The organism is Bradyrhizobium paxllaeri (genome assembly GCF_001693515.2).
GTDB classification, from domain to species: domain Bacteria; phylum Pseudomonadota; class Alphaproteobacteria; order Rhizobiales; family Xanthobacteraceae; genus Bradyrhizobium; species Bradyrhizobium paxllaeri.
Genome location: NZ_CP042968.1, coordinates 414,015 through 432,942, shown reverse-complemented (window position 1 = coordinate 432,942; position 18,928 = coordinate 414,015). Strand labels below are relative to the sequence as shown.

Annotated in this window: 18 protein-coding genes; 8 read left to right on the top strand and 10 right to left on the bottom strand. The window is 63.7% G+C overall.

What is annotated here, in order from left to right; genetic code table 11:
* Nucleotides 1-25 precede the first annotated feature (25 nt).
* Both LMTR21_RS02005 and LMTR21_RS02000 read right to left on the bottom strand, forming a co-directional pair.
* Nucleotides 26-3,379, bottom strand: coding sequence for an adenylate/guanylate cyclase domain-containing protein (locus LMTR21_RS02005; RefSeq protein WP_065754634.1), 3,354 nt, complete (start codon nucleotides 3,377-3,379; stop codon nucleotides 26-28).
* Between the two features lie 344 nt (nucleotides 3,380-3,723).
* Nucleotides 3,724-4,137 carry a VOC family protein gene (locus LMTR21_RS02000; protein ID WP_065754633.1) on the bottom strand — a complete coding sequence of 138 codons (414 nt, stop codon included), beginning with the start codon at nucleotides 4,135-4,137 and terminating at the stop codon, nucleotides 3,724-3,726.
* A 153-nt stretch (nucleotides 4,138-4,290) separates the two neighbouring features.
* On the opposite strand from LMTR21_RS02000, the gene LMTR21_RS01995 reads away from it, so the two are divergent.
* The 5 genes from LMTR21_RS01995 (at nucleotide 4,291) to LMTR21_RS41710 (ending at nucleotide 8,232) form a co-directional block, all read left to right on the top strand.
* A complete protein-coding gene (locus LMTR21_RS01995; protein ID WP_347339161.1) occupies nucleotides 4,291-5,010 on the top strand; it encodes a thermonuclease family protein in 720 nt (239 codons plus the stop codon).
* A gap of 103 nt (nucleotides 5,011-5,113) precedes the next feature.
* The gene (locus LMTR21_RS01990) at nucleotides 5,114-6,601 is read left to right on the top strand and encodes a M48 family metalloprotease (protein ID WP_084030794.1); all 1,488 of its coding nucleotides are present in this window, start codon (nucleotides 5,114-5,116) and stop codon (nucleotides 6,599-6,601) included.
* A gap of 225 nt (nucleotides 6,602-6,826) precedes the next feature.
* The gene (locus LMTR21_RS39865) at nucleotides 6,827-6,973 is read left to right on the top strand and encodes a hypothetical protein (RefSeq protein WP_187399295.1); all 147 of its coding nucleotides are present in this window, start codon (nucleotides 6,827-6,829) and stop codon (nucleotides 6,971-6,973) included.
* Between the two features lie 24 nt (nucleotides 6,974-6,997).
* Nucleotides 6,998-7,885 (top strand): SDR family NAD(P)-dependent oxidoreductase, encoded by an 888-nt coding sequence (locus tag LMTR21_RS01985; RefSeq protein WP_210250550.1) that lies wholly within the window; start codon nucleotides 6,998-7,000, stop codon nucleotides 7,883-7,885.
* A 74-nt stretch (nucleotides 7,886-7,959) separates the two neighbouring features.
* Entirely contained in the window at nucleotides 7,960-8,232 is a 273-nt protein-coding gene (locus LMTR21_RS41710; protein WP_084030383.1) for a transposase, read from the top strand.
* Nucleotides 8,233-8,389: 157 nt separating this feature from the next.
* On the opposite strand, the gene LMTR21_RS41425 is transcribed toward LMTR21_RS41710, so the two are convergent.
* On the bottom strand, nucleotides 8,390-8,521 hold the full coding sequence (locus tag LMTR21_RS41425) for a hypothetical protein (protein WP_283807210.1): 132 nt from the start codon (nucleotides 8,519-8,521) through the stop codon (nucleotides 8,390-8,392).
* A gap of 239 nt (nucleotides 8,522-8,760) precedes the next feature.
* Complete coding sequence (locus tag LMTR21_RS01970) at nucleotides 8,761-9,141, bottom strand: hypothetical protein (protein ID WP_065750554.1); 381 nt, start codon at nucleotides 9,139-9,141, stop codon at nucleotides 8,761-8,763.
* A 309-nt stretch (nucleotides 9,142-9,450) separates the two neighbouring features.
* Between LMTR21_RS01970 and LMTR21_RS01965 the strand changes: the two genes are divergently transcribed.
* Entirely contained in the window at nucleotides 9,451-9,639 is a 189-nt protein-coding gene (locus LMTR21_RS01965; protein WP_141688066.1) for a hypothetical protein, read from the top strand.
* Nucleotides 9,640-10,025: 386 nt separating this feature from the next.
* Here the strand turns inward: LMTR21_RS01965 and LMTR21_RS01960 are convergent, their stop codons facing one another.
* The 5 genes from LMTR21_RS01960 to LMTR21_RS01940 form a co-directional block, all read right to left on the bottom strand.
* Entirely contained in the window at nucleotides 10,026-10,817 is a 792-nt protein-coding gene (locus LMTR21_RS01960; protein WP_084030382.1) for a CarD family transcriptional regulator, read from the bottom strand.
* A 413-nt stretch (nucleotides 10,818-11,230) separates the two neighbouring features.
* A complete protein-coding gene (fdxA, locus tag LMTR21_RS01955) occupies nucleotides 11,231-11,569 on the bottom strand; it encodes a ferredoxin FdxA (protein WP_065750553.1) in 339 nt (112 codons plus the stop codon).
* Nucleotides 11,570-11,693: 124 nt separating this feature from the next.
* Nucleotides 11,694-11,963 carry an RNA-binding S4 domain-containing protein gene (locus LMTR21_RS01950; protein ID WP_065750552.1) on the bottom strand — a complete coding sequence of 90 codons (270 nt, stop codon included), beginning with the start codon at nucleotides 11,961-11,963 and terminating at the stop codon, nucleotides 11,694-11,696.
* 77 nt (nucleotides 11,964-12,040) lie between these two features.
* Nucleotides 12,041-15,484 (bottom strand): helicase-related protein, encoded by a 3,444-nt coding sequence (locus tag LMTR21_RS01945; protein ID WP_148635925.1) that lies wholly within the window; start codon nucleotides 15,482-15,484, stop codon nucleotides 12,041-12,043.
* Nucleotides 15,485-16,056: 572 nt separating this feature from the next.
* Nucleotides 16,057-16,947 carry a DUF3108 domain-containing protein gene (locus tag LMTR21_RS01940; RefSeq protein ID WP_065750550.1) on the bottom strand — a complete coding sequence of 297 codons (891 nt, stop codon included), beginning with the start codon at nucleotides 16,945-16,947 and terminating at the stop codon, nucleotides 16,057-16,059.
* A gap of 333 nt (nucleotides 16,948-17,280) precedes the next feature.
* Here LMTR21_RS01940 and rpmB point away from each other — a divergent pair, with 333 nt between their 5' ends.
* Nucleotides 17,281-17,589 (top strand): 50S ribosomal protein L28, encoded by a 309-nt coding sequence (gene rpmB / locus LMTR21_RS01935; protein WP_065750549.1) that lies wholly within the window; start codon nucleotides 17,281-17,283, stop codon nucleotides 17,587-17,589.
* Nucleotides 17,590-17,730: 141 nt separating this feature from the next.
* Here rpmB and LMTR21_RS01930 read toward each other — a convergent pair whose 3' ends face one another.
* Nucleotides 17,731-17,970: a DUF1902 domain-containing protein gene (locus LMTR21_RS01930; protein WP_065750548.1), complete on the bottom strand. Its 240-nt coding sequence runs from the start codon at nucleotides 17,968-17,970 to the stop codon at nucleotides 17,731-17,733.
* A 193-nt stretch (nucleotides 17,971-18,163) separates the two neighbouring features.
* Here LMTR21_RS01930 and LMTR21_RS01925 point away from each other — a divergent pair, with 193 nt between their 5' ends.
* The gene (locus LMTR21_RS01925; RefSeq protein ID WP_148635924.1) at nucleotides 18,164-18,901 is read left to right on the top strand and encodes a hypothetical protein; all 738 of its coding nucleotides are present in this window, start codon (nucleotides 18,164-18,166) and stop codon (nucleotides 18,899-18,901) included.
* The last annotated feature ends 27 nt before the right edge of the window (nucleotides 18,902-18,928 follow it).

Genomic DNA, 18,928 nt, shown 5'->3' with positions numbered 1-18,928 from the left:
AATGCCTGCGGGGATGACGCGACGCTCAACCCATCCTGCGCACGGGCTCGAAAGGAGCGGCTTGCCGGAGCAGGATTTCGGCCTGCTCGATCTCGGGAAGATCTTGCCGCGCGCCGAAATCAACGAGGATCGGCGCGAGCAGCTCGAATATCGAATCAACCCGGCCATTTGCGCTGTAGAGCCGCGCAAGTCCAACGGCGCTGCGCAGCTCGAACGTTTTCGTCCGTTGAGCGCGGGCGATTTCCAGGGCTTTGCGGAAAGCGTCTTCGGCCATCGATATGTCAGGCGGGTCAAGACGCAACAGAAGCTCACCCTGGCTGCGATGGAGTTCGGCATCGAGCCAATGCTGGCCGGATCGTTCCGTCCAGGAGATCAGCTCCCGCAGGATTTCCAGCCCGGCATCAACGTCCCCGGCCTCCGCATTCGCCACCGCAATCTGCATCCCCCAGAATGGTTCACAGAGGTAGCAGTCATTCTCATGAAGCAACGTCCAGCCCCGGCACATTTCCGCAAGCCCGCCGGTTCGGTCGCCGGCGCGCCACTGTGCCAGGCCGTTCAGGTAGCTGCCGGCTGCGACATACAACGGCATCGTATGCTCGCGGGCCAGCGCAAGCGCCAGGATCGTCTCCGTCTCCTGCAACATGCCGCCGCACAGTCCGTCGAAGACCGCCTTGTGGACGAGCGCGTTGGCTTGAGAAAGCGCCCGCTTTTCTCCCGCGGCACATACTGCCTCGGTGGCGAGCCGTCGCGATCGGTCAATCATGCCAAGCGGCCAAAGCACCAGCGCAAGGAACCTCATGATGACGAACGGCAGGTCCAGCGCCGACGCCTTGAAGGTCGCCGGATCAGGCTCGGCCTCATAGATTTCAAGCGCGCGCCCAAGATGCAGTCGTGCGTTGAGGTAATCGCCGCCGAACCAGGAGGTGACTCCGGTCGTCCAGTGCGCGACGACGGCGGCCACCGGCGATTCCGGTCGCTGCCCGGCGGCGGTCATGATGGCCTCGGCCAGCTCCCGCATCGGCGCGATCTCGCCATGGGTCAGGCAGGCATTGAACAGGCCCGAATGGATCGGCGCCAGTTCAACGGGATCATTGATGTCGGCTGCGAATTGGCGCGCGCGCTTCCATGCCGCCACCGTTTCGGGGGCGCTGTGCCCGAGGTTGCTCCGCAGCGCGCGGCCATAGGCGATTTGAAGCTGCAGCCGGTTCATGATCCGGCCCGGCCCAACGGGCAGTTTATCTGCGATGGCAACCGCCTTGCCGAGATGCGCAATCGCCTCGGTATAGGCCGAGCGTCTCAGGGCTTGCTGGCCGGCCTTGCGCCACCAGTCGAGGGCTGTTGCGCTCAACCCCGCTTCAGTGAAGTGATGTGCAAGAACTTCCGGCTCGGTCTCGGCGATGATGGGGAACTTGTCGCGCAAGACATCGCCGATATGCTGGTGAAGCAGTTGCCGCCGGCTCTTGAGCAGGCTCTCGTAAGCCGCTTCCTGAACGAGTGCATGCTTGAAGCTGTAGGTCGCCTCCGGCGGCGCGCCGCAGCATACCAGCAGTTCGGCTTCCTCGAGTTGCGCCAGCGCAGCGCTCAGCGTCAGGTCATCGCGCCCCGCCACTGATCGCAGCAGCGTGTAAGAGAACTCGCGGCCGATGGCAGCGCCGATCTGCGCCACCTCCTTGACCGGCGCCAGCCGGTCGAGCCGCGCCATCAGCGAGTCCTGCAATGTAGCGGGAATCGCGAGCGGCGGCAGCGGACTATCGAGACGGTAGCGCCCGGCGTCTTCGACGAGCAGCCCCGACTCCAGCATCATCTTGGTCAATTCTTCCACGAACAGCGGGATGCCATCGGTCTTGTCGATGATCTGCCGCATCATCTCGCCCGGCAGCTTTCGTCCGATGGTCACCTGCTCGACCAGTTCGCGCGTCTCCTGCCGGTCAAGTCGATCGAGCCGCAGCAGGCTGACATTGGCCAGCCCCTCCCAGGGCGGCTCGAACTCGGGCCGGAATGTCGCGAGCGCAAGCACCGGCAAGCCCCTGATCCGATCGACCGCGAGATCGAACAGTTCGAGCGTCGTGGCGTCGGCCCAATGCATGTCTTCGCAAATGATCAGCAGCGGTTGCTGCCGTGCCAGGCCTTCGAACTGGTCGAGCAGGACGGCGAAGGTCTGGCGCCGCTGCTGCACCGGACTTAAACCCAGCGGTGGATAGCGCTCACCGGTCGGGATCGAAAGCAGCGCGGCAATCAGCGGCACCGCCTTGGCCACCTGCTGCGTTCCGAGCGCCAGCATAACCTCGAGCTTGTCGAGTTTTTGCTCAGGGCTATCCTGCAGCCCGATGCCGGCGGCGCGCTCGAGCTGTGCGATAAAGGGATGAAGCGCGGTGTTCGAGTGGTAGGGCGAGCACTGATATCGCAGCCGGCGGGGCGCCCCCAACGCAGGAGTCTCGGAGAGCATCGCCACAAGGCGAGACTTGCCGATCCCGGCCTCGCCTGAAATCAGCACCACCTGCCCTTCACCCTGATACGCCAGTTGCTCGCGCGCGCGCACGAGCTCGATCTCCGCCTTGCGGCCGACAAAGCCGATGGATCGCGCGGTACGCACCGCCTCGAAGCGGCTTTCCGACGCGGCTCCGCCTTCGACCGCCCAGAGCGCGATCGGTTCGGAGATGCCCTTGACCTCGCGGTGTCCGAGGTCCTGAAAGTTGAAGAGATCACCGAGCAGCCGGCGCGTCGAATCCGCAACGACAACCGCCCCCGGCTCCGCCAGCGCTTGCAGCCGGGCAGCAAGGTTTGGCGTGTCGCCGACCATGGCCTGTTGCTCCGATACGCTGCCGCTGGTGAGGTCGCCCACCACGACAAGTCCGGTCGCGATGGCGACGCGCACCTCGACCCGCTCCTGTGTACGCATGTCGAGCCGCCTCACGGCAGGGATGATATCGAGGCCGGCGCGAACGGCGCGCTCCGCATCGTCCTCGTGTGCGCGGGGATAGCCGAAATAGGCGAGGATGCCGTCGCCCACAAACCTGGCGATCACGCCGTCATAGGCGGCGACGACCGTCGCACAGGCAGCGCGATAGGCACGGATCACTTCCCACATGTCCTCGGGATCGAGGCTCGCCGAGAGCGCCGTCGAGCCGACGAGGTCGCAGAACATGACGGTGAGGTGGCGTCGCTCGGCATCATGCCGGCGAGGCGCAATCAATTCGGCCTGATTGAGGTCGGCGATGGCGCGCAGCATCTTGCGGCGATGGCCGAGCAGAACCCCGAGCCTGTCGAAGTCCTCGTCCTTTAATTCGGGAAGAACACTGACATCGATTCCATTTTCGACAAAACGCTTCGCGTACTGTCCAATGCCGAGATTCTCGAGCCAGTCTGAAATCTGCTGCATGGGATCCACCGGATGCGTGGTTGACAGCAGGCCGAATGTTGGGGCCACGGCGAGGAAAAACTTATCCCAAGATCTCCGCCATGGCACGCGCTGATGCGACAATTTGGCTGCGGTTCGCGCTCTATTTCCGGCAAAAACGGTGCTCCGCTACAGTGCTCGCTACCGAGCAGCGCATGATATGATGACGACAACTCAATTGTGGTGCGCGCACATTCGCCAGCAAGCAGCGTTGCACAACCGACGCGCAGGATGGGCAGAGCGAAGCGAAACCCATCAGAGTCCCCGCGCGGAAAGATGATTGGTTTCGCTTCGCTCTACCCATCCTGCGAAGTGCAACGCGCGATCTATCCCAACAGCCCCTTCCCCGGCACATGATTGAGTTCGAGCCTGATCCCATCCGGATCCTCGAACAGGATCGAATAATATCCCGGCGCCCATTGGTCCTCGCGCGGGGCGCGGATGATCTTGGCGCCGAGCGTCTGCAGAAAGGCATGCAGTTCGTCGATATCGGCGCGCTCGCGGGCGCGGAAGCAGAGGTGATGCAGGCCGACACGCTTCTGCTCGAAGGCGGCGCCTTCATGCTCCGCTGACGGCGCGCTGATGCCGACGGCAGTGCGACCGCCGACGCAGTAACAGGTCGTCTCGGTCTCGACGACCGGCTTCAGGCCGAGGAACGGCAGCAACGCTCGATAGAAATTTCGGGAGCGCTCGAAATTCGAGGCGGTGAGGAAAATATGGGCGATGCCGTTGACTTCCATTGTCTCCTCCGTCATGGCAATCTAAGGTAGCAATGCGGTTACTGATCGAGCATACAGGAACATTTGGGGACCGAGAGCAGCGTCAAGATGTGTCAGCAATCGCGTTGCAGCGCTGCGCTGCCGGCATATGCCGCGTCCTTTCTCGCGTTGGCCGTGATCGGACGCGCCGAGGCGGCCGATTGCGCGCTCGAGCCGCAAGGCGAAGGCCGCGTCACCGCCGTGATCGATGCGCGTAGCCTTCGCCTCGAGGACGGCCGCGAGATCCGCCTCGCCGGCATCGAGCGAGCCGGAACCGATCAGGCCCGAATCAGAGCCGCATTGTCGGCAATCGTCGGCGGCCGCGACGTGACGCTGCGCGGCGAGGACGATTCGCCAGACCGCTATGGCCGCCAGTCGGCCTTCGTGTTCGTCGAAGGCTCGGAACGCTCGGTGCAAATCGAGCTGTTGCGCCGCGGCGAAGCGCTGGTTTCGAGCGATATATCCGAGAAAAATTGCGCTGCAGCACTGGCATCGGCCGAGACCAGCGCGCGGCAGGCCAAATTGGGCATCTGGGCTGAAACCACGGCCATAAAAAACACCGAAAGTCCGGGCGATATTCTGGCAGCGGTTGGGCACTTTACGGTGGTCGAGGGCAGAGTATTGTCCGTTCGGCAGGCGGGGGCGATTACCTACCTGAACTTCGGGCGGAACTGGACACAGGACTTTGCCGCGACTATTTCAAGGCACATCATACCGGCGTTCGAGAACGCCGGCCTTGGACCTAAGTCGTTCGAAAATCGAAGGATTCGTGTCCGCGGCATTGTCTCGTCGCGGGGAGGGCCACGGATTGAGGTACGCCGGGTGGAGCAGATTGAGGTGCTGGGCGGGAAATAGCGCTTGATCCGAAGACTGGGCACCGGTTTTCATTTGGATCACACGCGAAAGAACAAGGGATGAGATCGGCGATTCCAGTTGGATCGTGATCTTAGTGGCTGATTTGACGCATCGTGCACGACGGCGCGGAGGAAACACGGGCTGCCGCCTTCTGGCTGCGCCTGCGCTGTTGTGCGCCGCGCTGACACTTTCTTCCTGTGGAAATCTGGGAAAACTCGAGACCGCCGCGCCGGTGGTTCCCCAGCCGAAGCCGAGCCGCATCGTCGCACAGACGCCGGCGAGCGAGCGCGAGCATGAGCGGATTCTGGCCTCCTATGGCGGCGCCTATGACGATCCGAGACTCGCAACCCTGATCGGCAAGACGGTTGACCGGCTGGTCGCGGCCTCCGACCGCCCCGACCAAGCCTATCGGGTGACCATCCTCAATTCCGGCGCGGTGAACGCCTTCGCGCTGCCGACCGGCCAGCTGTATGTGACGCGCGGCCTGGTCGCGCTCGCCAGCGACACGTCGGAACTATCCTCGGTGCTGAGCCACGAAATGGCGCATGTCATCGCAAAACACGCCTCGATCCGGGAAGACCAGGCGCGGCAGGCGGCGGTGGTGACCCGTGTCGTCACCGACATGAGCAACGATCCCGATCTGACGGCGCTGGCGCTGGCCAAGACAAAACTGACGATGGCGAGCTTCTCGCGCGCGCAGGAATTCGAGGCCGACGGCATCGGCGTTGGCATTTCGGCCCGCGCCCGTTTCGATCCCTATGGCGCCTCGCGGTTCCTTGCCGCGATGGAACGCAACGCGGCGCTGAAGGCCGGCAAGACCTCGCTCGATCCGCGCGCGCAGGATTTCCTGTCCTCGCACCCGGCGACCCCCGAGCGGGTGCAGAACGCGCAGGCCAGCGCCCGGCAATACACCTCGCCGCAGAGCGGCGAGCGCGACCGCGAGACCTATCTCGCCGCAATCGACAACATTGTCTATGGCGAAGATCCCAGCGAAGGCTTTGTGCGCGGCCGTCGCTTCCTGCACCCCAAGCTCGGCTTCACCTTCCAGGCCCCCGAGACGTTCACGCTCGACAATACCGCGCAGGCCGTGATCGGCGTACGCGATGGCGGCACGCAGGCGATGCGCTTCGACGTGGTGCGCGTGCCGGCCGAACAATCGCTGGCCGACTACCTCAATTCCGGCTGGATGGAAGGCGTCGACAAGGGCTCGACCGAAGACCTCATGATCAACGGTTTCCCGGTCGCCGCGGCGAACGCGAACGGCGATCAGTGGCAGTTCAAGGTGTTTGCGCTGCGCTACGGCAGCGACGTCTATCGCTTCATCTTCGCCGCCAAGCAGCGCAACACCGAAAGCGAGCGCAATGCGCGCGAAACCGTGAACTCGTTCCGCCGCCTGACGATGGAAGAAATCCAGGCCGCGCGCCCGCTGCGCATCAAGGTCATCACCGCGCAGCCCGGCGATACCGTGGAATCGCTCTCCCACCGCATGTCCGGCGTCGACCGCCCGGCCGAGCGCTTTCGCATCCTCAACGGCCTTGACCAGCACGCGCAGGTCAAGCCCCGGGATCGCGTCAAGATCGTGGTGGATTGACAACGGCTACAGCCGTCATTGCGAGCGCCGCGACTTGTCCGCCGTAGCTCGAAGAGCGAAGGCGGAAGCAATCCACCTCTCCGCGAGCCGAGAGATGGATTGCTTCGTCGCTTAGTAAGCACCCGGCGAGGGCCGCCTTGCGAGGCCCCCCAGATGCCATCACATTATGGGGAACGGACGGGGACGTTCCTTCCGTATATCCGTTGTGTGCTCACGGTTCGGCGGATGCAGCGGGATCAGACCAATCGCTATGCGGTAACGGTGACCGTCTTTGTGGACGCGACCAGCGAAGGCGATGCGTCGCTGATCCTTGAGCGCGAATGCGCCGGCAAATTCGACAGTGAGTTGATCTCAGTTACGGAGGGGCGTTGAATCTTGTCGGAAGAGGACCGCGAGATGACTGAACGAATTTCGTTGGACGGGAAGGTCGCGGTTGTGACTGGGGCAGGCCGCGGGCTGGGGCGGGCATACGTCGAACTTCTCGCCGAACGCGGTGCCCGGGTCGCGGTGAACGACCTGGGGACCGACGTATCGGGGTTCGGGAAGGACTCCACGATAGCGGAACAGGTGGCCGACCTCATTCGGTCACGTGGAGGCGAGGCAATCGCGAATGACAGCGACGTTTCCACCCCTGAAGGTGGCAGTGACCTGATCGCGACGACCATCGAGCATTTCGGGAGAATAGACCTTCTCGTGAACAACGCTGGTATCTGCGGAAGCCAGCTATTCGAGGATGCCACCCTTGACGATTTCGATCACTATTGGCGCGTGCACCTTGGCGGGCCGGTTAACACGGTGAAGGCGGCCTGGCCGCATATGGTCGCTCAGCGCTACGGGAAGATCGTCCTCACGACGTCAGTCAGCGGCCTGTTCGGACTGCGTGGCCAAGCCACCTATGCGGCGGCGAAGTGCGCAGTAGTTGGACTGATGCGCATTCTTGCAATTGAAGGTGCTGAGCACGGGATTCTCGTGAATACCATTTCCCCAGTCGGGTACACGAGGATGCACCCGGCTGCAGGATCCCGCTTGTCTGAGGCAGATGGAAAAACCACCATGCCGGTTGAGGCTGTTGCGCCAGCGATCGTCTGGCTGGCAAGCGATAGTTGTTCGGAGACGAACAACATCTACAACGTGGGAGCCGGAGCAATCCAACGTATCGCGATCGTTATGGGACCTGGCTTCTACGACGCACATCTGACACCCGAGAGCATCGCTGAGAACTACGCAAAGGTCGAATTGATCGAGGGCTCCTCGGAACCGGGTCCGTTCGAGCCCAGTACGTAGATACAGATACCTGGAACTGACTGAGCTCCTATGTCGAAGGTATCGCGGCTTGAGGTGATCGAGACCGGGGCGCGGTGGTCGGCGGAGGGAGCGAGAGCGGGCCACGGCAGGTATCGGCGACGGCGCGACGACATGGCTTGCGGCCGGGCCAGCTGTTCACTTGGCGGCGCCTGATACGCGAAGGACGACTGAGCGGGAACGAGGGCACCGTTACGTTTGCACAGGCGATGATCACTCATACCCGGCCTGTTGCTGCGTCATCGTCGAGTCGAATGAAGATCGTTCTGGCGGACGAGTTCCTGCCCTGGAATTGGAAACGCGACCGCTCGCAAAAGGCCGCTGCCTGACAGGCGCCAAGCACAACCGAAGTCGCGCGGTCAACGACCGTTTCAGCGGTCTTCACCGGATGCGTACGTCGCTTTGCTCCTCGCCATGACAACAACAGCCGCCGTGGCATTCAGCGGCGAGTTATTCGCCGCTGAATCACTTCCGCCAATCACTCAATCATGAATTGCTGGCTGCCGCCTCGCGGGCGAGACGCTCTGCCTTCAGCCGCTCGAAATTGGCCCGGAAGGCGTCATCGGCCTTCCTGCGCTCGTCGAGGGCCTTCTCGGCATCCTCACGGCGCTTTTCCATCAATGCCGCTCGCTCCTCGCGAGAGCGCGGGGGTGTCGTTCGGTTTTCATAGGTCATGCATTTCAACGCATTAGTGCGCAGAAAGTTCCCGCCGACACCCGAAAGTTCCCGTTCGGGGAACACCCGGCCGCGGCCTTGCGGCAAGCCTTCCGGCGCGACGTCCCGGCAACTCAACGCCGGCAACAACGGTTCAACTCATGCCGCCGAGACGATTCTTGCGCTGCGGCGGCTCGTCGGCCCTACCTCGAAACGACGCGCAATTGCCACCGCGATTCGAAGCTATCGGCATCGTCAGTCATCTGCGCCTGCGCCTCCATGGGATCGCTGCGCTTCTCCGCGGCGGCGCTGACGGTGACCTTTGGTGCCGTTTCGGCCTTGGCCTGCACCGGTGCCGGCGCCGCAGCGGGCCAGCGCAAAGCTGACCGCGGGATCACGGCCTTGCCGGAGTACCAGCATTTACGGCCGTCGATCATGCGCCAGGACCAATGCCCTTTCGCCGATTTGGGCACGGCGGCGCTGCACTGCCTGACCTGCGCGGCCGGCGCGCTCAGTGGAACAAGCATGGCCAGGAAAGCCGCGATGAGAACGGCGACGCAGATGGACTGTAGCTGCCCTTTCATCGAATCCCCCTTGCGGTAAATCTGGAAGTAGCAGCCGGGACAATCTCCCGCGATTCGGGTCACAAGAGGTCGAAAACTGGCCGTTTCCGCGCCAAGGAATGGAACCGGAACCGTCGCGTCCTTGCTGCGCCTGCAGCGCGCTCGAGATCTTCCGTTCGCGCAAGCACCAAACAGCAAGCGCCAATCGGGATAGGGGGGAGTCTCGCGACTCCTCCCCTCCCACACCACCGTACATACGGGTTCGTATACGGCGGTTCGCCGGATTAAGCACAGACGGTTTGTTTTGCGTCCGTGCCAGAGGCTCTGGTAGTGGACTTCTACGTGCTGGCTTCGGTCCCTTTGAACGGCGCCGTCCGGGCTTCACCCTTTCCCGCTGCTCCGAAGGCCAGTGACCTGGATTTTCTGCCGCATGGCAAGCCCGAGATTTCCACATCCAAGCGTCTTTCCAGCGTTCAGGCCTTCAGCGAAACTCGTTCCACCTACTACGCCGTCTGCTGACTTCTCCGCCGCGATCACGAGCCTTGCGACCCGCTCAGTCCGGTGTCCCGGACACGACGGAGATCTCCCGAGGTAAGATCGACCGCCTTCCCTGCACGTCCGCCGGATTTACCACCCCAGCCCTTGATGACTATGGACTTCGCGATCAGTTGCCCGCTCGTCCGGCTGGGTAGGCCTCGTTATCCGGTTTTTGTCCATCCGGCCGCAGATTTGCTCCACGCTTCCTTCAGACCCCACCTCACGATGACGCCCTTGCGCTTCGCTAATCCTTCGCCGTCATCAGGCTGGATAGAGGACTTTCACCTCCAAGCTGCCGATCATGCTCGGCGCACAACAAAAAGCCCGGTCTTGCGACCGGGCTTTTCGTTTCAGTCCTCGCGATTCTTTCAGGCGGCTTCGTCCGCCACCGCAGCATCGTCGCCATCGGCGTCGACATCCGCCTCGTCGGCTTCGCCGTCAGCCTCGGTCGCCTCGGCCTTGGCGCCGCGGCGCGGGCTCTTGGCGAGCTGGCTTTCGATTTCCTTGACCGCTTCGGTCTCGGTCGAATGCTGGACGACCGCGATTTCGCGCGACAGGCGGTCGAGCGCCGCTTCATAGAGCTGGCGTTCGGAGTAGGACTGCTCGGGCTGCGATTCCGAACGGTAGAGGTCGCGGACCACTTCGGCGATCGCGACGATGTCGCCCGAATTGATCTTCGCTTCGTATTCCTGCGCCCGGCGCGACCACATGGTGCGCTTGACGCGCGCGCGGCCCTTCAGCGTCTCCAGCGCCTTCTTGACCAGCGCCGGCTCGGACAGCTTGCGCATGCCGACATTGGCGACCTTGGCGGTCGGCACGCGGAGCGTCATCTTGTCCTTCATGAAATTGATCACGAACAGCTCGAGCTTGGCGCCCGCGATCTCCTGCTCCTCGATGGCCAGGATCTGGCCGACGCCGTGAGCCGGATAGACCACGAATTCATTGGCCTTGAAGCCCTGACGCTGGGTCACGACCTTCTTCGGTTCCTCGACGCGCGGCGCGGCCGCAGCGGCCGGCTTGTGGGCGGCAGCCTTCGGCGCAACGGCAGCCTTCGGAGGCGCGGCCTTCACAGGGGTCTTTGCGGGAGCCTTGGCAGCAACTTTCGGGGCATTGGTCTTCGACGTCGCTTTCGCGGCGGTCTTGGCAGTCTTTTCTGGCATCGCGCTTCTTTTCTTTGAGGACTTTGTGGCCGCAACCTTCCTGGCATCCTTCACGGACGCCTTGGCACGGCCCTTGGTTGCGCTGCGGCTGGCCGGAGCGGCTTTTTTAACGTTCTTGGAAGCACTCTTTTTACGCGTTTTCTGTGACACAGCCTGCGCGCGGAACTGCCACGCCCCTGTTCGATGTTTTTACGGAACCCACCGGGGCCACAGGATACGCATGGCCAGGATCGGCTTATAATGTGCCCAATATAGCACATTTTCCGCAAAAATCAATGATTTACGCCGGGTTCCGGGGCTTTATGGGCCCGTTCCCGCCATAAGTCCGCGAACAGGGTTAAATCAAACAAGCGCGTCCGGTACAGATTGGGATCCGAATCAGGCCCAATGAGCCCTTAACTTATCCACAGGCTTTAATCGCCGGAGCCCGGCTCCTTGGAAAAATATTTCTCGAACTTGCCCTCCACACCCTCCATTTCTTTCGCGTCGGGCGGAGCTTCTTTCTTCTGCGTGATGTTGGGCCAGGTCTTGGCGTACTCGGTATTGACCTCGAGCCACTTCTCCAGGCCCGGCTCGGTGTCCGGCTTGATGGCGTCGGCGGGGCACTCGGGTTCGCAGACGCCACAGTCGATGCATTCGTCGGGATGGATGACCAGCATGTTCTCGCCCTCGTAGAAGCAGTCGACGGGGCAGACCTCAACGCAGTCGGTATATTTGCACTTGATGCAGGCTTCTGTGACGACGTAAGTCATCCAACGCTCCGAAACGGATCAGTTTTCCGGGGTTTGCGTAGCGCATGCGGTGCGCTGCCGCAAGGGAAGCAGCGAGCCTCTGGCGGCCCAATTTCAGGCATCCCTGCAAGCCTCTTGCAGATAGTTACTGCTTGCCACTGTGCAATTCATCATAGAGCACCCGCGCGGCCGTGGCGTCGCCGCGCCGCTCGGAAAATCCCACCACTTTCAGGACGCGCACGCCGTGATCGAGCGCGATCGTGACCACGTCGCCGATCTTCACCGAATGGCCCGGCGACTTTTCGCGCACGCCGTTGATGCGGACGTGACCGGCCTCGACGAGGGCGGCAGCGGAGGTGCGGGCCTTCACCACCCGCGCGTGCCACAGCCATTTGTCGAGACGCTGCCGCTCCAACGACCTGCCCGTAGTCTATTTTTCTGACGCGTTTTCTTGACGCGAACCGGTACCCACTTCGCTTGAAAACGCTATGCCTAATCTTTCCGGTTACCCGCGAGTTGTTCCTTCAGCGCCGCCAGTTTGGCGAACGGTGAATTCGGATCGGCCGCGCGGTCGCGCTCGCGCGGGTTCGCGCTGGTCGCCCATTGACGGTGCGAGGGGCCGGAGTCGCGCTTGTCGCGACCGCCCTTGTCGCGGCCGCCGAAATCACGGCCGCCACGTTCGCGGTCCTTGTCGCGGCCGCCCTTGCGCTCGCCCTTGTTGCGATCGAATTTGTCGCGGCGGTCCTCGCGATCGCGGCCCTTGCCTTCGAAACGCTCGCGCGGCGGGCGGTCCTGACGCGCCTCTGTCGCCGGCGCGCCCTCTGCGCTCGGCGCCGCTGCAGCATCGGCCGGCGCGCCCTCGCGCGGCTTTCTGAATTCGTTGTGACGACGGCCGCGGCGGTGGCGCTGCTCGCGCTGGGCGCCCTCTCCACCTTCGCCACCAGCCGCCTGCGCGCTTTCGCCCGCGCGATGATGGCGCTGGCGGTTGCGGTCGTGATGCGGACGGCGCTCGTCGGAACGTCCGCCCGGCCGCCAGACTTCGACGAGCTGCGGCTCGGCCGGCGCCTCGGATTTCGCCTCCGCCGTGGTTTCCGTTTCAGGCTTGATTTGCGCTTCAGGCTTGGCCTCAGCGGATTCAGCCGGCGCTTCGGCTTCTGCGGGCGCTTCGCTCGCGGTAGCGGGCTCCGCGGCTGCTTCCGCCGCGCTGACGACTTCCGCGGTCTCCTGTTCCGGCGGCGCATCGAGGATCGCGGCTTCCGCCGGCGTTACCTCGGCGGACGCAGGCTCTTGCGCCGCGAACGGCGTCACATCCGGCAGCAGCGAAGCCGACGACACCGGCTCGCTCATCACAGGCACTTCCGCCGCGACTTCTTCTGCCGGCGTCTCTGCCGTCACTTCGGCGCTCGCCTCAACGGGCGGCGTCTCGGCGGCGACCGTCTCGACGACGACCTCGGGCGCCGGCTTCGGCGGCAGCGGCGGACGCTTATCCATGCGATAGCCGAGCGCGCGCAGGATCGAGGCGAAATCTTCGCCCGCCGATCCCGTGAGCGAGGTCATCGCCTGCGTCACCACAAAGCCACGGCCGTCGAACGCGCCGGCGGGTTTTTCACCGGGTGACGTCTCGCGCCACGCCAGCGCGGGACGAATGATATCGGCGAGACGTTCCAAAATGTCGACGCGCACCGCGCGCTCGCCGCACTGGCGATAGCCGAGCACGCGGTAGGCATCGCGCGGCAGCGCCTTGTCGACCGGGAACGAGGTGCGGCCCGAGCTCGCCAGATGCTGCGCGCCCGAGAGCGCGGACATGTCGACATTGTCCTGCTTCTCGGCCCACAGCAGCGACGCCAGCGCGCGCGCCGCGGGCTTGAGCAGCGCCGGGAAATAGATGTGGTAAGCGCCGAAGCGCACCCCGTATTTGCGCAGCGTCGCGCGCGAAGCCTGGTCGAGATCCTTCATCTCGGAAGAGATCTTCGATCGCTCCAATACGCCGAGCGCCTCGACGAGCTGGAACGCGATGCCGCGACCGATGCCGGTGATATCCTCGGCCTTCGACAGGCCGAACAGCGGACCCAGCAGCTTTTCGATATGCGTCTTCAGCCACAGATCGAGCCGCGTCTGCACGGCCTCGCGCGGCGCGCCTGAGAGGCGCTCGTCGGAAATGATGCGGATGCGCGGATGCAGCGCATCGTCGGCCGCGACGAGCTTTGCGACCGCGTCGCCGGTCCAGCGGATGGTACCGTCCGAGGTCAGCACGAACTGATCGTCGGGCGCGGCGCTAAGCTTCGTGGCGCGCGCGTCGATCTCGCTGGCCAGCACCTGTTGCGCTGCGGCCTGCAACGCCTTGGCGTCCGAGCCGGCTTCCGCCGCATCGGGTGCAAAGGTAAATCCATCGAGCCGGCCGATCGCATGGCCTTCCACAATAACTTCGCCGGTCTTGCCAATTTCCGTATTCAAAACACTGTTCTCCCGCAGGCGGCGCATCAATACACTGGTCCGCCGGTCAACGAAACGCTCCGTTAGACGTTCATGCAGCGCATCGGATAATTTATTTTCCACCTCCCGGGTGATCCCCTGCCAGTGGTCGGGGTCGGACAGCCAGTCCGGGCGGTTGGCGACGAAGGTCCAGGTGCGGATTTGCGCGATCCGGCCCGACAGCGTGTCGATATCGCCGGTGACGCGGTCGGCCTGGTCGACCTGGGCGGCGAACCATGCGTCAGGGATCCGGCCCTTTTTCATCAGGAATGCATAAAGCGTAGTCACGAGCTCGGCGTGGGCAGCCGGCGCGATCTTGCGGTAATCCGGGATCGCGCAGGCGTCCCACAGCCGTTCCACGGCGCCTGCGCCGTGGGCCATGTCCCTCACCTCGCCGTCGCGGGCGGCGTGATCGAGCACGCGCTGGTCCTCGGCGATCGGCGCGCGGGTCAGAACCTCGTGCCCCGGCGGCAGCGCCAGCGAGACCTGCAAGCTCCCGAGCGAGGAGAAATCCAGTTTCGAATTGCGCCACTGCAGCATTTTGACGCTGTCGAACGTGTGGTTCTGCAGCGCGTTTACGAGCTCCGGCTCGAACGGCGCGCAGCGTCCCGTCGTACCAAATGTGCCGTTGCGGGTGGCGCGCCCGGCGCGGCCCGCGATCTGCGCGAACTCGGCGGGCGTGAGGCGTCGGAACTGATAGCCGTCATACTTGCGATCCGAGGCGAAGGCGACGTGATCGACGTCGAGGTTCAGCCCCATGCCGACCGCGTCGGTGGCGACGAGGTAATCGACGTCGCCGTTCTGGAACATCGCGACCTGCGCATTGCGCGTGCGGGGCGAGAGCGAGCCGAGCACAACAGCAGCGCCGCCATGCTGGCGCCGGATCAACTCCGCGATCGCGTAAACTTCATCGGCCGAGAACGCGACGATGGCCGTTCTGCGCGGCTGCCGCGTGATCTTGCGATCGCCGGCGAATTCGAGCTGCGACAGCCGCGGACGCGTGATGATCGACGCGCCGGGCAGCAGCCGCTCGATGATCGGGCGCATCGTCGCAGCGCCCAGCAGCAGCGTCTCATCGCGGCCGCGGCGATGCAGGATGCGGTCGGTGAAGACATGCCCGCGCTCGAGATCGGCGGCGATCTGGATTTCGTCGACGGCGAGAAACGACACGTCGAGATCCCTCGGCATCGCTTCGACCGTCGAGACCCAGTAGCGTGGATTCTTCGGCTTGATCTTCTCCTCGCCGGTGACGAGCGCGACGCTCTCAACGCCCGCGCGATCGGCGATCTTGTTGTAGACCTCGCGCGCGAGCAGGCGCAGCGGCAGGCCGATCACGCCGGACGAATGCGCCAGCATGCGCTCGATGGCGAGATGGGTCTTGCCGGTATTGGTCGGCCCGAGCACGGCAGTAACGCCCGCGCCGGGCGCGCGTTCGGTTGCGAACGTGGAAGGAGAGAAAGCCATCGATGCAGGTGTTTCTATTAAGCGCTGGCGTTCAAGCCGTCATTGCGAGGAGCGAAGCGACGAAGCAATCCATTGTTCCTTTGCCGCGCCATGGATTGCTTCGCTACGCTCGCAATGACGGAAGCCTTTCTGGTCGCTCGGCGTCAATTCGGCCGATTCTGTTTCACTTTGCGACGGCGATGCGGTCGCGGCTTAAGCTCTGGAACGAGTCTGGAACGAATCCAGTCCGAATCGCTGACTCCTCCCGAGACCCGATACGTTCACCGCAACATCTCGCGCTGACACGCCAGGGGCGGCACTAGATCAAGTTTACGCGGGCTCCACAAGCGACGGTTTCGGGACCAAATTCTTAAAGAGTGGAGTCGAATCAGAAGTGGGTAAGAGTCAAGGCGGATTCAGCAAACTCCCGCCGCGCCGTCGTCCCTGCGAACGCAGGGACCCATAACCACAGGCGCTCATTGGTTGGCGCCGGCAGTAACTCCGAGTCCCTCAATCCGCACGGCCGCGGCGTATGGGTCCCTGCTTTCGCAGGGACGACGGCGGAGCGTGGATTGCGAGCGCCGACCGAACCCTCAATTCGTCTTCGCTACCCTCGGCGGCGTCGCCGTCGTGACAAACGACGTCGCTTCCAGCATCGCCAGGCCAAACGGCGTCGGGATGGTCATGCGGAAGGGAACCAGGACCCGGGTTCCCGTGATCGGCACCAGCGTGACTTCCATCTTCCGCTCGGTGGCGAGGTATTTGATCACGGGCCGATCGGGGATGTAGCCCGCAACCGGCGTAAAATAGATCGCGCAGACGATCGCCGGCCCGTGATAGCCGCGCTCCGCCTTGACCGTTTCCATCCGCTTGTAATCGAGCTTGAGGTCGTAGCGCATGCGCCCGTCGAAAATGCCGGTGCCGGTGCGGCAGGCATCCGGCGTCATCACCTCGCCATTCCCTGGCACCCGCACCATCGAGCCGGTCATGGGATCGAGCACGCCCTTGCGGTGTGCCTCGGTGACGACAACGCGGTCCGGATCGACCGGCGGCGCCGGGTCGATCGAAAATTCCTTCACACCGCCGCCCACCAGCGACAGGCGGATGGTTTCGGATTTCTTCTGCGTGGTGGTGGTCGCGGTATAGGAGCTGGGGACCATTGCGCCATTGACGATCCGGCCGACGCTGGCGCCGGAGCCGCTGCCGCCGGAAAACGCCTTCAAAAGCCCGGCGGTGCCGCCCTTGGCGGTGGCGGCAAACATGTCGTCGCCGACTTCGATGGTCCAGGTGCCCTTGCCGACGGGAATCCCCGCCAGCGTCGCCTCATATTGCGCATCCAGCCGGCCCTGCGCCGAAGCGCCTTGCGGCGCCAGCCAGAGGCACGCGGCGGCGCCGAGGCCGAGCGCGAGCCTGGCGAGGGGTGGAGGGGTTTTGCGGCTGGTCAATTCCTGCAGGTCCCGGGATCGGCGCGAGCTATTGTTCATTTAGGCAGAAATATCCCGCAAACAACGCGTGTTGACGCGAAAACACGCTTCACTTGACCCGGTATTGGCGCCACATCCTGCGGCCGAGGGGTCTTAATCGCGAAACCCATGATGTCGGCGCGGATTGCGCCCTTTATAAGGAAGGCTTAAGCCGCTGGAACTCCCTATTATTTCGGCCCCATTCCGCGCCGCCCGGCGGGCCAAAGAACCTTGACCCCGCAGCCGTCTCCCCCTATACGTCCGCGGTTCCTGGAAATGGACGCGATTTTGGACCCCCGCGGCGCCCGCGAGATGCGGCTTGGCTTTAGGCGGGGATGGAAGAGGATTTGCAAGATGTCCCGGCGCTGCGAACTGACGGCCAAGGGCCCCCAGGTGGGCCACAAGGTGAGCCACTCGAACATCAAGACCAAGCGGCGCTTCCTGCCGAACCTGACCAACGTCACCTTCATCTCGGACGCGCTCGGCCGCAACGTGCGCCTGCGCGTCTCGACAAACGCGCTCAAGAGCGTCGACCACAATGGCGGCCTCGACGCCTACCTCCTCAAGGCCAAGGTCGACGTCCTCTCCCCCCGCGCGCTCGACCTGAAGCGCGCCATCGAGAAGAAGATCGGCAAGCCCGCGTTCGTGAAGAAGGCGAGCTGAGCCAAGCGAAATCGGCGGATCGGAGTTCGGAGCGGCCGGGTCGGAAGACCCGGCCGTTTTTGTTTTTGGGGACGCGGGCTCCGCTCTTTCCGTCATGGCCGGGCTTGTCCCGGCCATCCACGTCTTACTTGCCGTGCCGGCTCAAAACGCCTTCGGCAGTCCTGCCTGACGCAGCGCGGTGATCTGGAATGACATCGACGCAGGATCAACGTCCGGATGATTGTCGGGCAGCAGGTCGAACGCCATCGCCGATATCTTCGCCAGCAACTCGTCGAGCGTGGCTGCGTCGGCCGCGGCCGGAATGTCGTCGCAATGCCCGCTCCAGACCGAAGCGTCATCGTCCCACGTCGCGGAAATGGCAAAAATGACCGGCTTCGACATATCGGCTTTGTCTCACCCTTGCCGCGCCGCGCACGAAGGCGCGCCCTCGTGGCTATATAGCACGCCGCGGCCCTTCACCGCGTCACGATCACCGTAATTTCACGGACGAGACATCCTCCACAAGTTTCGCGCACTCGACCTTGTCTGCGCCTTCCGGTTGCGCTTGTATGACGACGGGTCTGGGGGTCTTGTCATGCGTAATCTGGGAATCGTGGCGCTTTGCGCCGCGTTGGGCGGCTGTGTTTCGAACGGCGAAACCATTGCGTTTCGCGCTTCCAATCCACAACAACAGGCGATGATGCGCGACGGGCAACCGGCGCTGGTTTCACGCCAGAAGAGCTCGCTGGTGCTGGTGCGACCAGCCTCGCGCCAATTGCAGGCGAACGGACGGCCGGTGTTTGTCGTCGGCATCAACAACGTCGGCAAACAACCCACCGAATTCCGCGTCGCCCAAGTGGAAGCCGTCCAGCACGTCGGCGGCTCCGACTTTGGAATGCAGATCGTCACCTTCGAGATGCTGCAGCAGGAAGAGAAAAACCGGCAGGTAGCCCGCGCCGTGCTTGCTGGCGTTGCTGGTGCTGCGAACGCCTATAGCGCCTCGCAGGCCGGCCATGGGACCTACACGACACCAAGCGGTCGCACAGGCACCTTCTATAGCCCGACAGCCGCCGTAATCGCACAGAACAACGCCGCCATTCAGAACGAGGCCATGTTCGCCGCTGTCGTCGAAACGGGACAGCGCAACATGGCCACGCTTGAGCAGACGGTCATCAAGGACAACACGCTCATGCCCGGTGAATGGTACGGCGGCCAGTTGCATCTTGCGCCGCCGACGGATCAGGCTGGTGGGAAGAAGAGCTATACGATTGTGATTACTGTCGGGCAGGACCGGCACGTGGTGGATGTCAATCAGGGGCCTGCGGGAACGTAAGCCGATGCGTGTAGCATCGGGTGTTCG

Excerpts from the sequence above, each read along its gene's own strand:
- LMTR21_RS02005 (WP_065754634.1), bottom strand. The coding sequence starts at position 3,379 with ATGCAGCAGATTTCAGACTGGCTCGAGAATCTCGGCATTGGACAGTAC.
- LMTR21_RS02000 (WP_065754633.1), bottom strand. The coding sequence starts at position 4,137 with ATGGAAGTCAACGGCATCGCCCATATTTTCCTCACCGCCTCGAATTTC.
- LMTR21_RS39865 (WP_187399295.1), top strand. The coding sequence starts at position 6,827 with ATGCAGCGGGATCAGACCAATCGCTATGCGGTAACGGTGACCGTCTTT.
- LMTR21_RS01985 (WP_210250550.1), top strand. The coding sequence starts at position 6,998 with ATGACTGAACGAATTTCGTTGGACGGGAAGGTCGCGGTTGTGACTGGG.
- LMTR21_RS41425 (WP_283807210.1), bottom strand. The coding sequence starts at position 8,521 with ATGGAAAAGCGCCGTGAGGATGCCGAGAAGGCCCTCGACGAGCGCAGG.
- LMTR21_RS01970 (WP_065750554.1), bottom strand. The coding sequence starts at position 9,141 with ATGAAAGGGCAGCTACAGTCCATCTGCGTCGCCGTTCTCATCGCGGCT.
- LMTR21_RS01960 (WP_084030382.1), bottom strand. The coding sequence starts at position 10,817 with ATGCCAGAAAAGACTGCCAAGACCGCCGCGAAAGCGACGTCGAAGACC.
- fdxA (WP_065750553.1), bottom strand. The coding sequence starts at position 11,569 with ATGACTTACGTCGTCACAGAAGCCTGCATCAAGTGCAAATATACCGAC.
- LMTR21_RS01945 (WP_148635925.1), bottom strand. The coding sequence starts at position 15,484 with ATGGCTTTCTCTCCTTCCACGTTCGCAACCGAACGCGCGCCCGGCGCG.
- LMTR21_RS01940 (WP_065750550.1), bottom strand. The coding sequence starts at position 16,947 with ATGAACAATAGCTCGCGCCGATCCCGGGACCTGCAGGAATTGACCAGC.
- rpmB (WP_065750549.1), top strand. The coding sequence starts at position 17,281 with ATGTCCCGGCGCTGCGAACTGACGGCCAAGGGCCCCCAGGTGGGCCAC.
- LMTR21_RS01930 (WP_065750548.1), bottom strand. The coding sequence starts at position 17,970 with ATGTCGAAGCCGGTCATTTTTGCCATTTCCGCGACGTGGGACGATGAC.
- LMTR21_RS01925 (WP_148635924.1), top strand. The coding sequence starts at position 18,164 with ATGCGTAATCTGGGAATCGTGGCGCTTTGCGCCGCGTTGGGCGGCTGT.